At 70.6% G+C, this 12,234-nt stretch carries 10 protein-coding genes; 6 read left to right on the top strand and 4 right to left on the bottom strand.

Going from position 1 to position 12,234, the window contains the following annotated elements; translation table 11 throughout:
• Window positions 1–56: 56 nt before the first annotated feature.
• On the bottom strand, window positions 57–572 hold the full coding sequence (locus tag WME97_RS19555; RefSeq protein WP_437553816.1) for a hypothetical protein: 516 nt from the start codon (window positions 570–572) through the stop codon (window positions 57–59).
• 187 nt (window positions 573–759) lie between these two features.
• A complete protein-coding gene (locus tag WME97_RS19550) occupies window positions 760–981 on the bottom strand; it encodes a hypothetical protein (RefSeq protein ID WP_012236178.1) in 222 nt (73 codons plus the stop codon).
• Window positions 982–1,125: 144 nt separating this feature from the next.
• Here WME97_RS19550 and WME97_RS19545 point away from each other — a divergent pair, with 144 nt between their 5' ends.
• From WME97_RS19545 to WME97_RS19520, 6 genes are all read left to right on the top strand, one after another.
• Complete coding sequence (locus WME97_RS19545) at window positions 1,126–1,275, top strand: hypothetical protein (protein WP_437553814.1); 150 nt, start codon at window positions 1,126–1,128, stop codon at window positions 1,273–1,275.
• On the top strand, window positions 1,275–2,318 hold the full coding sequence (locus tag WME97_RS19540; protein ID WP_437553812.1) for an STAS domain-containing protein: 1,044 nt from the start codon (window positions 1,275–1,277) through the stop codon (window positions 2,316–2,318). Before WME97_RS19545 ends, WME97_RS19540 begins: the two co-directional genes overlap by 1 nt.
• Before the next feature lie 107 nt (window positions 2,319–2,425).
• Complete coding sequence (gene gnd, locus WME97_RS19535; protein WP_437553810.1) at window positions 2,426–3,421, top strand: phosphogluconate dehydrogenase (NAD(+)-dependent, decarboxylating); 996 nt, start codon at window positions 2,426–2,428, stop codon at window positions 3,419–3,421.
• A 44-nt stretch (window positions 3,422–3,465) separates the two neighbouring features.
• Complete coding sequence (locus WME97_RS19530; RefSeq protein ID WP_437553808.1) at window positions 3,466–4,614, top strand: DUF6531 domain-containing protein; 1,149 nt, start codon at window positions 3,466–3,468, stop codon at window positions 4,612–4,614.
• A complete protein-coding gene (locus tag WME97_RS19525) occupies window positions 4,529–7,381 on the top strand; it encodes an RHS repeat-associated core domain-containing protein (protein WP_437553806.1) in 2,853 nt (950 codons plus the stop codon). The genes WME97_RS19530 and WME97_RS19525 overlap by 86 nt, the downstream gene beginning before the upstream one ends.
• A gap of 33 nt (window positions 7,382–7,414) precedes the next feature.
• Complete coding sequence (locus tag WME97_RS19520) at window positions 7,415–9,934, top strand: AAA family ATPase (protein ID WP_437553805.1); 2,520 nt, start codon at window positions 7,415–7,417, stop codon at window positions 9,932–9,934.
• Between the two features lie 99 nt (window positions 9,935–10,033).
• Here the strand turns inward: WME97_RS19520 and WME97_RS19515 are convergent, their stop codons facing one another.
• Together WME97_RS19515 and WME97_RS19510 are read right to left on the bottom strand one after the other, a co-directional pair.
• Complete coding sequence (locus WME97_RS19515; RefSeq protein WP_437553803.1) at window positions 10,034–11,875, bottom strand: inositol monophosphatase family protein; 1,842 nt, start codon at window positions 11,873–11,875, stop codon at window positions 10,034–10,036.
• Between the two features lie 29 nt (window positions 11,876–11,904).
• A complete protein-coding gene (locus tag WME97_RS19510) occupies window positions 11,905–12,222 on the bottom strand; it encodes a LysR family transcriptional regulator (protein ID WP_012236172.1) in 318 nt (105 codons plus the stop codon).
• Window positions 12,223–12,234 lie beyond the last annotated feature (12 nt).

Raw genomic sequence — 12,234 nt, 5'->3', positions numbered from 1 at the left:
GCTGCCTCTGCAGAGGAGCGCGAACGCGGGCGCCGCGCGATGCGGGCGCCGCGCGCTCACTTGGTCTTGCGGCGCTCCGTCAGGCCCTGGATCGCAGTGCGCGCGTATTTGGCCGCCTGCTCGGAGCTCTCGAGCACCTTGACTGCCCTGCGCAGCGCCTCGTCGGGATCGTCGAGATCCATGGCCAGCGCCGAGGCCGTGGCCTGGGAGGCCGCCAGATCGGCGCCCTCGGCGGCCATCAGCACGTCCTCGATCGGGTCCTCGCTCTCGGACCTGGGCGTCGGCTTTTCGAACGGCGTGACCCGGCGCAGGCTCGACAGATTGACGAGATAACAGGCCTGATTGCCCGGACGAGGCTTGATCCAGGCGAGCGAGACGCCCTGCCGGAGTAGCTCCGTCGTCCGATCGTAACAAGGCGCGCACTTCTCCTGCGTGATCTCGAACTCCGGCCTCATGAAATGCTCTCGCCGGAGGTAGTAGATCTTTCCGTCATCCGCCGCGATGACCAGATCTTCGTCCTTGTGCGGCGCCCTCTTGGGCTTCGGACACATCTCGCCGTGATCGCCCGACATCGTTACCTCCGTGGTCGCAACAGGCTGCCCTGCTCCGATGGATCCCGCGACGCCAGCAGCGCTATGACAGCCAGAATCAGGTGCGGATCGTCGCGTGGAAGGGCGCCGGCGCGGGGTGCGCCGAGCCTGTGGAGACGCGGCATCCTGCGCAAGGGGGCTCACCGATGTCAAGTCGCTCAGCTTCGGGTCAGCTGATCCCCATGGGCGCGCCGCCCTCGGCGACGAACCGATCGGCGATGTCCACGAGGAGCGCGTCGGTGGCGGGCTTGCTCTTCACGGTGACCTGCGTCTCGTCCGGCAGGAGCACGAACGAGCCGACCACCTTGCCGTCGAGCCGCACCTCGTGGCTCCCGCCGGGCGGAGCAGGGGCAACCTCGTAGACCTTGCCGTCGCGTGCCTTGATCTTCATGTCCTAGCGGTAGCACGCACGAGCGCCGAGCGCGTTCCCCCGCGCGGCAGCTCCACGGCAGGCCGCCTCGGGCAAGAGCCCCTCCACCGCGGGCGGATTGCGCGGTAGGATGCGGCTGCGCGCTGAGCGCGAGGAGTGTTCACCGTGCCGAGATTCGATCTGGTCCCGAGCCCGTTGCTCGCGTCGACGACGGCGCGGGAGCGACCCGGGGAGAGCGTCATGACAGCGGCCTCCGCGCGCGCCATCGAACCACGGACCTACGCCGCGGGCCGCCCGCTCGACGCCGATCGCTGATGCTGACGCCAGAGCCTGGCCAGCCCCTCGAAGCCGGCGGCGGTGGATGGATCGTCCTCGGCGTCCTGAACGAGATCCTCCTCAAGCTCGCCAACCAGCCGGACCTGCGGTCGCTGTGGGAAGAGGTCTGCGCGAGCGCGCGCTGGATCGTCCCGTCCCAGCGGCTCTGCGTCGTGCTCGCCAACGACGGCGGCGGCGCCAGGATCGCGGCCAGGTACGAGCGCGGCACCTTCCTGTACGGGGCGCCCGAGGGCGGCGGCGTCGTCGTGGACGCCTGGATGGTCGCGGCGCTGGAGGCGCAGCGCCCCGCCTGGTTCAGGGGGCCGTGGGACGAAGCGCGCGAGTCGGATCGCGCGCGCGCGTGGCTCCTCGCGGAGGACCCCGACGTCGTCTTCCATGTGCCGATCCAGGTCTACAAGAAGACCATCGGCACGATGCTCTTCGCCCTGGAAGACCAGCGCCAGATCGACCGGAAGGCGCTGGCGAGCGCGACCACGTACGCGCTGTACGTCGGGGCCACGTACACGACGCTCAAGAACTCGCTCGACCTCGCCGCCGCGAGCGCGCGGCTGCGCGAGCAGAACGACGAGCTCGAGCGGGTCCAGATCGAGCTGCGCCTGCAGCTCGACCGGGTCCGCGCGGCGCACGAGGCGATGCTCGAGATGTCGACGCCGATCATCCAGGTGTGGGACGGCGTGCTCACGCTGCCCGTGATCGGCACGATCGACAGCGCGAGGGCGGCCCGGATGATGGAAGAGGTGCTCGACGCGGTCGTCCGGCACGGCGCCCGCTTCATGATCGTGGACCTCACCGGCGCGCAGGCGACGGACGCCTCGACCATCGATCACCTGCTGCGGATCTTCGCGGCGACGAGGCTGCTCGGCAGCCGGTGCATCGTCTCCGGCGTCCCGACGGCGATGGTCGGGCGCATCCTGGAGTCCGGCGGCAGCCTCGACGGGATCCCGGTGTTCAGCACGCTGAAGAGCGCGCTCGAGCACGCGGTGGGCGCGATCCGGCAGCAGGCACAGCCGACGCGCCGGTAGCCGCCGCAGCCGGAGGAGCGCCCGGACCGGAGCGGCGTCAACCGCGCGCCGCGCGCCGCGCGCCGGCCGCTGTGATACGCCCGCGATCCCAGACAGGAGCGTGACGGATGAAGCTCGCGATGATCGGACTCGGCAGGATGGGCGCCAACATGGCGCGCCGGCTCATGCGCGGCGGCCACGAGGTCGTCGCGTTCGATCTGAACCAGGACAGCGTGAAGCGGCTCGGCGAGGAGGGCGCGGCGACGGCCTCCTCCCTGGGCGATGCGGTGGCGCAGCTCGCGTCGCCGCGCGTGGTCTGGGTCATGCTCCCCGCGGGCGCGCCCACCGAGCGGGTCGTCGAGGAGCTCGGCGAGCTGCTCGGCGCCGGCGACGTGATCATCGACGGGGGCAACACCTACTTCAAGGACGACGTCCGCCGCGCCAGGGCGCTCGCCCCGAAGGGCATCCGCTACGTCGACGTGGGCACGAGCGGCGGCGTGTGGGGGATCGAGCGCGGCTACTGCCTCATGGTGGGCGGCGCCCCCGAGGCGTTCGCCCTGGTGCAGCCGATCCTGCGCACGCTCGCGCCGGGGCCGGGGGACATCCCGCGCACGCCGGGCAGGCAGGAGGCCCAGGGCGGCGCGCAGAGCACGTCGGAGGAGGGCTACCTGCACTGCGGCCCGGTCGGCGCCGGGCACTTCGTGAAGATGGTCCACAACGGCATCGAGTACGGCCTCATGCAGGCCTACGCGGAGGGGTTCGACATCCTCAAGAACGCGGCGGGGGAGCGCCTGCCCGAGGAGCACCGGTACGCGCTCGACCTCGGCGAGATCGCCGAGGTGTGGCGGCGAGGCAGCGTGGTGGGGTCGTGGCTGCTCGACCTCACCGCGATCGCCCTCGCCGAGAGCCCGGAGCTCGCCGGGTACAGCGGCTTCGTGCAGGACTCCGGCGAGGGCCGCTGGACCGTGATGGCGGCGATCGAGGAGGCCGTCCCCGCAGAGGTGCTGTCCTCGGCGCTCTACGCGCGCTTCCGCTCACGCCACGATCACACCTTCGCCGAGAAGGTCCTCTCCGCGATGCGGCACAAGTTCGGCGGGCACCTGGAGCGCCCCACGGGGGGCTGAGGCGAGGTTGACGGTCAGAACCGACCTCTGGCAGCGTTGCCGTCATGGCCCGCACCGCCCCTGTCCCGAACATTCCGGCGATTCCTGGCATGAACCCGGGGGTATTTATCATGGGAGGAGGCGCCGTCGTCGGTGGGCGCGGCGGAGCCTCAGGCCGTGGCAAGGCGCGAGGACAGGGGGCCAGCGGCAAGAACGGCGGCGACAAGGCGAAGGGCGGTGGAAAAAACGCCTGCGGTGCAGGGAAAGATGGCGGCGGTTGCCCGAACCACCATGGCGGCCGCGGAAGCGGAAAGATCGCCCAGGGCGACCCGGTCGATGTGGTCACAGGCCGCGTGTTCACCGTCCCCGAGACGGACGTCGACATCCCGGGTCCCCTTCCTCTCCAGATCGTTCGGTCGTACGGCAGCCAGGCGCGTGGGCGGGACGTCGGGCTCGGCTTCGGATGGACCCACAGCCTCGCATGGGCGATCGAGCTTCGCCGGCGGACCACCATCGTCGTCACGGCCGACGGCAACGAGGAGGAATTCGGACTCGTTCCGCGGGACGCTGGCGTCCTCGGCCCGCATGGCTGGGTCCTCCACAAGGAGGGCGACGGCTTTTCCCTCGATTTTCCGGACGGAGATCGCCTGCTGTTCGAGCCGGATCCGGGCGACCATACGCAGCATCGCTTCCGCCTCGCCGCGCAGGTAGATGCATTCAACAACCGAATCGCCCTCACCTATAGTGAAGGTCGCCTGGCCCAGGTCACCGACAGCGTGGGGCGCGTACTACGGATTCGACCGGCGTCCGCGGGACGTATCGGCCAGATCGAGTTCGTGAGCCGCGCGTCCGTGGGGCGTTCGCTCGTCTTCGTGCGCTACCAGCATGACCAAGCAGGCGATCTCGTTGCAGTGACCGATGCGGATGGAAACACCACGAAGTACGGCTACGACGACGAGCACCGGCTCGTCTCACAGCAGAGGCCGACCGGGCTGACGTTCCACTACCGATACGATCCCGCCGGACGGTGCGTCGAGACATGGGCAGACTACCCCGGCGCGGGCGACCCGTGCCTCGACCGCCTCTGTCCCGGCGCTTCTGTCAGATGGCAAGACGCCCGCGAAGGGCATGCACCACGTTCGACTCGACTTCTATCCCGATGGCTACTCGGAGGCCACCGACTCGGTCACATTTCACCGTTACTTCGGCAATGAGCACGGAAAGGTCGACAAGGCCATCACAGCCGGAAGCGTGTATACGCGCACGTATGACGAGCGGGGCCACCTGCGCTCGTTCACCGATCCACTCGGAGCGACGACCTGCTGGACGCGCGATGTCTTCGGGAACGAGACGCGAATCGTGGACCCGCTCGGGAACGTGACGGTGATCGAGCGGCTGCGGAACGGCGATATCCGCAAGATCACCGATCCGGAAGGCAGCGTGACGGAGGTGGCGTACGCCGAGCGAGCGATCTTCTGGACCGATCCGATCGGCGCGACCTTCGAGGTCCGCTTCGACGCTCGCGGCCTCATGGAAGCGACCGTGGCTCCGACGGGGCATCAGACGCGTTACCGTCACGATGAACACGGCAATCTCGTCGAGGTAGTCCGCGCCTCCGGCACGCGCTGGACGGCCGCGTACGACGAGCTCGGGAGGCGGACGGCGGAGCGCGACGAGAGCGGAAGCGTCACCGAGTTCTCCTACAGCAACAAGGGGCTGCTCCTCGCGGTGCGCGAACCGAACGGCGCTGTCACGCGCTACGACTACGATGGCGACGACAACCTCATCTGCGTGACAGATGCCGACGGCCGGACGACCCGCCTCGTGCGCGGAGGCACCGGCTCGCTGGCGGACGCCATCCTGCCAGACGGGAGCGTCATTCAGCTCCGGTACGACCGCGAGGAACGCCTCGTCGAGATCCGCAATGCAAAAGGCGAGGTGTACTCGATCGAGGTCGGCGCTCTCGGCCTCCCGATCGCGGAGAGGACGTTCGATGGCCGGGAGATTCGCTATCAACGCGACGCGCTCGGGCGCGTCCTCCTGATCCGCCGTGGAAGCGAAACGACAGAGCTCCAGCGCGATCTCGCCGGACGCGTGGTGAAGAAAATCTACGACGACGGAGCCGAGGAGCACTTCTCATACAACGGCCGTGGCGAGGTGATCCTGGCGGAGGGGAGCGGCTGTACGGTCGAGCTGCGACGCAACGCGGTCGGATGGGTGATCGGGGAGAAGCAGGTCGTGGACGGCGAGGCGTTTCAGGTTGAGGTGACCTGCGATCGGGTCGGGACTGCACTTCGGAGGGCGACGTCCCGAGGTCATGCGGTAGAGTGGGCCTTTGATGAGGCCGGGCGCTGTACGCGCACGCGGCTCGACGGCCGCGACGAGATCTTTTCGCGCCAGGACGAACTGGGACTCCCGGTCGAGACCCACCTGCCGGGCGGAGGCCGCATCGGCGCGCGGTACGATGCGAGCGGCAGGCTCGTTGCACGGCGGGTGTGGTCCTCATCTAGCTCGCTCGCATTGCGTCCAGGCGAGCCGGAGTGGGTGGGGCCCCATATGCCCAACGTGACCGTGGATCAGGCGTTTCAATATACCTCGGCGGGGCATCTCGCAGCCGTGTGGGATGCGCACTTCGGACACAAGCGCTTCGAACACGATGCGCTCGGCCAACTGCTGGCCGTGATCCCCGAGGAAGCGCGCGATGGGCTCGCGGCCAGGCGGCCCCATGCTGTCGAGCGCTTCCGCTATGATGCCGCCGGAAACCTCCACGAGCACGCCGAAGGGGCGGAGGTGCGCCGTTACGAGAGCGGGGGCCGGCTGGAAACCAAGGGCTCCACCCGCTTCCTCTACGACGAGCAGGGCCGGCTGATCGAGAAAAGGGCGCGAGGGGCCGCCGGGGACGACCACGTGACACGTTATGCTTGGTCGGCGAGCGGAATGCTCTCGAAGATCGAGGGGCCAGACGGGACGACGGTTGAGTTCATGTACGACGCGTTTGCGCGGAGGATGAAGAAGACCGTGCGGCAGAAGGGAGAGAGCGGTGAGGTGCGCCTCCTGCGCGCGACGCGCTTCTGCTGGGACGCGATGACCCTCGCCCACGAGATCGCGGGGATCCCCGACGGGGAGATCGAGGAGCGCACCTACTGCTTCGATGAAAGCGGGGCTCCGTGGGCTCACCGCGACACGAGGCACACCGGGGAGGCATCGGTAGCGGGGCCATGGCTCTTCTATTTGAACGAAGCCATGACGGGCTATCCGGAGCGCCTCGTCGATGGGAAAGGTGAGGTCGCGGGCGAGCTGTTCCGCACGGCATGGGGGAAGGTGACGTCCGAAGCCGGAGGCAGCGCGCCGACACAGGTTCGCTTCCTGGGGCAGTACGAGGACGTGGAGACGGGGCTCTTCTACAACAGGCACCGTTACTACGATCCAGATCTCGGGAGGTACATCTCGCCCGATCCCGCAGAGATCGACGGCGAGCTGAACGCCTACTGGTACGCGCGCAACCAGCCGTGGACCATCGTCGATCCCGATGGGCTCATCTATTCCCGCATCCTCGACAAGGACGGCAACGTCCTTACGTACGTGGATGAAGATACCAGTACGAAGCCGTATGTGGGGAGGAACCCCGGCGAGGGAGGCAAGGTGACGCCCGCCGGCCACATCAGCGACAAGCCGTGCGCGGAGGCGCAGGTCTTGACGGTCATGGGGGAGAACATCCGAAGAGACGTGGTGAAAGAGCAGAAGAAGGTGCGCGTTCAGGATCGCATGACCCCCGAACAGGTCGACGCCGAGGTGAACCGGCGCATCAAAAAGAAGTTCCAGGACGAAGGGCTCTCGATCGAGACGTACGACAGCGCGAAGATGCGGAAGCGGGTCGACCCGTGCGAGAGATGCGGAGCGATGTTCGAAAGGCTCGGCATTCAAGAGCACGTCGTCGGGATGAAGGGCAAGAAGGGCCAATACGGCGTCTACAGGGCCTAGAACAGGCGGCGAGCGTCCCCCACCGAGGTGCGAATGCATCGTGAGGAAAAGAAAAGATCGCCCGAGGTCGTCTCTTGGACCGAGGGGGAAGAGCGCGCTCGTGAAGCGATCGAGCGATGGCGCGTTGCTCCGGGCTCCGCCTGCCTGCTGCACGGTCCGCCGGGAGCCGGCAAAACGGCGCTGTGTATGCAGCTCGTCGCCGAAGCGAGCGAGCGTGTCGGGGTGCGCACCGCCGCGGTGCAGGTCGGACGAGCGAGCCGCTTCGCCTCCGAGCCCGAGATCCTCGCGTCGCTCCTGGAGCAGCTCGGTGACGACGTGCTGCGCCCTCCGCGGGACGTCCTGAAGTTGCGTTCGGAGCTCCGGAACAGGCTGGCCAACGGCCAGGAAGAGGACGAGCCCGAGGTGCTCCTCGTGCTCGATGGGCTCGACGAGTGCGTCGACTGGCCTCGTGCCGCGGGGATATCGACGCTTCGAGAGCTCGGAAAGCGCGTTCGATGTCTGGTCTCCATCTCCGGCGGCGAGGGCGACGCGCACGCCTGGAGGGAGCGGCTCGGATGGAAGGCCGGTGATGCGTTTTTCGTCGAGGTTGCGCCGCCTTCCCCCGCGGCAGCGGAGCGCCGAGGCATTCCGAGCTGGGCAGCTGCAGGGGGCAACGGCGGACCGGAGGCGCTCGCCACGCAAGTCGAGCGTGAGCTCCGACTCCTCCGGGGAGGAAAGGTCGCGCTGGAGATGCTCTCCGTGCTGGCCCGCGCGCTCGCGCCGCTCGATGCAGAGGATGTCGCGGTGCTCCTGAAGATCGACGACCTTGCCGTGCGCGGTCACCTGCTCGTGTGCGGATCGATCCTCGAGCGGATCTTGCGCCGGGATGGGCCGGTGCGCGCGGTGCGATTCCAGCACGAGGCGCTGCGGGTCGCGTGGCAGCAGAGGAGCGCCGGTCGGGAGGAGGCGATCGAGGCGCGTTTCCGCGGCGCGATCGCGCGATGGACAGCGGAGCCCGCCGGCCGTCGGCCGGCCTACTTCCGCCGCTATGCGAGCGCACATCTCGCGCTCGGCGGCGCTCCCATCGCTTCGATGCTCGCGTTTGCCGAGCCGGGTTGGGTAGCGGGTAACTCTGCCGAGGCGCTCACGTATGCCCTCACAGATCTCCGCCGCCTGCGCGATCGAATAGGAGAGGAGGTGGAGCATTGCAGGTCCCTGCCTCCCCCCCTCGCCGCGGCGCTCGTCCGCTGCGCGGCAGCGCAGGGCGCGGTGGCGACGCTGGGAGACACGGAGCCGTGGGAGAGCCCCGATGCAGACGTCGCGACTTCACCGCCCGATGCGGACGCAGCGCGCGCGCTGGCATTGCTTGCCCTCGCCGCGGAGGTCTCACTGTCCGCCCAAGCCGGGGTCCGCGAGCGAGCGCTCGAGATCGCCGATCGCACGGGCGCGCGGTGGTCGAGCGCCTCGGCGCTGATCGCCATGGCCGAGGCGGCGGAGGGCGAGAGGCGCACCCGGTATGCGCGCGCCGCGCTGGAAGCTGCGCGCCAGTCGGACGGGGAAGATGCGCCCCGGGCGCTCGTCGTGGCGGCGGGCCTGCTTCCCGAAGAGGAAGCCCAGGAGGTCGCCGCGGAAGCCATCGCGCGCGCGGGAGGGGTGCCGCCCGCGATCGTGCCTGAGCCCGGAGTCAGCGAGGCTTCCGCCGTCGCGCTGGAGCGAGCTTCGCGTTCCCTGCCAGCGCCTCAGCGAATTCGCGTCCTCGCCCGGTTGCTTGCGGACCTGCCGAAAGAGGCGAAAGTTCACGCTGTCCAGGAGATCGAACGGCTCTGGACGCCTTGGTGCTTCGAGAGCAAGAAGGAGGCAGAGGCGGTGGCGCCTTATCTGTCCGACGCTCTCCTGGAGAGGGCACTCGAGGAGGTCCCGGTCTGGCCAGTGCACGCTCTCGGGGCGAGGCTCGTCTCGCTCGGGCGAGAGGCCGACGCCCGCGCGCTCGTGCTGCGATGGGCGGCGAGCAGCGCAGGGTACCGGGCGGACGCGCTGCTTCGCCTCGGCGAGAGGCTCCCTGCGGGGCGGCGGCCGGCGGAGGAGGTCCAGGCCCTCTTCGAGGATCTCGCCCCGGAGGAGCGATGCAATTTGATCAAAGAGCACCCTTCCGCTTCGGTCGCGCTCCTGGGGGCGGAAGCGGCTTTGCGCATCGCAGGGGACTGCGTCGAGCCCTCCGGGAGCTACGTTCGGGCCGTCGCGCTGGCGCGGCTTGTAAAGGCGCTTCCTGAAGCGATGCGCGCCGAGGCGGCCCGACGTGCGGTGCTCGCCTTCGAGGCAGCAGGCGCAGACGCCGATGTGCTCGGCGATCTCTGCGAGGCTGCGCCGTGGATGAGCCCTGCAGAGGCGGCACGGCTGGCCTCGACGAGCCTGTTCGACGCCTCAGGGATTCCGTCGCTGGCAGGCGTCTTCCAGGGATGGGCAAGTGTGGCACAGCTCGCGCGCGTCTTTCGCCAGGCCGGAGGGGAGGAGGCCGTGCTTGCGGTCGCCGATGAGGTGGCGTTCGCGGGGCGGTGGCTGCGCAGCGTGGAGTGACCCGTCCTCCCCCGCTCATGCTCATGCAGGACGCTTGGTCAGAAGCGCCACACGCAGCGCCGAAGAACGATGAAGCGCCGGCGAGGTCGAGGCGCGATCCTAACGGCCCGAGGCGAGGAGCGCCTCGGCGAGGAGCATCGCGTCGACCGGCCAGAGCTCGGGTGGACGCCGGTGCTTCGCCCCTGCCTCGGGGAGCGGGCGGCAGCTGAGCACGAGGCGGCGGAAACGGTCCGGGATGGCGTCCCGGCCGTGCGCCGCGCCGAGCAGCGCGCCGGCGATCGCGGCGTTCGTGTCGGTGTCGCCGCCGGCCATCACCGTGTCGACGAGGCCCCGCTCGAGCGAGGGCGCGTGGAGGAGCTGGTAGAAGGCGTTCTGCAGGGCGATGAGGACCCAGCCGGCCTGGTGCGAGAAGCTCCGGGGCGGGGCGTCGCGCGCGGCCGTGAGCGCGGCGACGACCGCGCGCTCGCCGCTGCGCTCCGCCTCGTCGAGGGCGGCGGCGCAGGCGCCCTCGACGCCGGCGCCGCCCACCGCCGCGGCGATGGCCGCGACGAACGCGGCGGAGGCGGTGCAGCAGACCGGGTGGGGGTGCGTGAGCGCGCTGTCGTCGCGCGCCCAGGCCGCGGCCTCCCGCGGGCGGCCCGCGCCGAGGACGCCGAGCGGCGCCGCGCGCATCACCGAGCCGTTCGCCTCGCTGGTCAGGCTCGCGGCGGCGCGGGCGCGCTCGCGGCGCGCGCCGGGCAGCGGCGCGCCCGCGGCGGCCCTGAGCGCGGCCGCCGTGGTGTTGCCGATGTCGAACGGGCCGGAGCCGTACCAGTGCACGTAGGCGTCGAGCGCGGCCTCCGCGACGAAGCCGCGCTTGCGGACGATCGAGCGCGCGAGCATGAGCGCCATCTCGGAGTCGTCCGTCGGCTGCCCGGCCAGCGTGCCCCACGTCCCGCCGTCGGCGAGGTCGCGGACGCCGTCCGGGTAGAGCGGCGCGATCGCCTCCGCGGTGCGGAACTCGACGAGCGCGCCGAGCGCGTCGCCCGCGAGCTGGCCGAGCAGGCAGCCCTGCGCGCGCGCGAGCGTGCCAGCGCCCTCGACGAGCAGGCTGCGCGAGGGGCGCAGGAGCCCGTACGTGCCCTGCGGCGGCGGGATGCGGCCGTGGATGACGGCGTTCCACGGGCGGCGCGCGAGCTCGCGCACGACCGCGGGGGCGCCGCCGAAGAGGCGGCAGACCTCGCCGTCGCCCTGCGCCGTGTACGCGATGGGCGCGCCGTCGTCGTCGACGAGCTCGCCGCCCGCGGCGCGCACGAGCGCGTGCCCGGCGGCGTAGTCCCAGCTGCGGGGCCGGCTGAGCGAGACCGCGGCGACGCCCTCGCCGGCCGCGGCCAGGGCGAGCCGGTAGGCGAGGCTCGGGAGGGCGAGGAACCGCGCGGGGGCGACGCAGCGGGCGTTGCGGGCCGGGAGGTAGTCCGCCGACTGCGACAGCAGCACGACGGCGTAGCGATCGAGCGCGCCGCCGGCGAGCGACGTCGAGACGGCGGCGCCGTTGCGCCGGATCGGCCCGGCGCCCTCGGCCCAGGCGATGAGATCACCGTCGTCGTCGGGGTAGGCGTACGCGAAGACGACGCCCAGCACCGGGGTGCCCTCGCGGAGGAGGCCGATGGAGACCGAGGCGCCGCGGTAGCCGTGCAGGAAGGACGCGGTGCCGTCGTGCGGATCGACGACCCAGCGGTGCGACGGGTCCACGCCGTCCAGGGCGCCGGTCTCTTCCCCGAGGAACGCGTACGGGGTGGCCCGGGTGAGCGCGTCGCGCAGCAGGAGCTCGACCTCCACGTCGACGTCGGCGCTCGTCCCGGCGCCGCGTGGGCCGCCCGGGCGGTGGAACTCCGCGCGGAGGAGCGCGCCCGCGCGGCGCGCCGCGTCGACGGCCAGCGCGAGCTCAGCGTCGTAGCCCATGCCGTTCCCCTGGTTCCACGCGAGGCACCCTACCCCAGGTCGGCGCGCTGGCGGTGGCCGGCGTCGAGATCGCCGGGGGGAGGCGCGGCGCCGTAGCCGCGCACATCGGCGACGGCCGCGTCGACCTGGGCGACGATGGTGCGGGCGTGGTCGAGGAACGCCGCGCCGGCCGGCAGGAGCCGCATGCCGCGCGCGGTGCGCTCGAACAGCTGCGCGCCGAGCTCGTCCTCCAGGCCGCGGATCTGCCGGCTGAGCGGCGGCTGCGCGATGTGGAGCCGGCGCGCGGCGCGGCCGACGTGGCCCTCCTCGGCGACGGCGATGAAGTAACGGATCTGCGAGAGGCTCACGCGGCCGATTCT

Origin of the sequence: Sorangium sp. So ce367 (assembly GCF_051520455.1) — a bacterium.
Classification (GTDB): domain Bacteria; phylum Myxococcota_A; class Polyangia; order Polyangiales; family Polyangiaceae; genus Sorangium; species Sorangium cellulosum_B.
The sequence above is the reverse complement of the archived record's forward strand: the minus strand, read 5'-3'. Positions and strand labels throughout refer to the sequence as shown.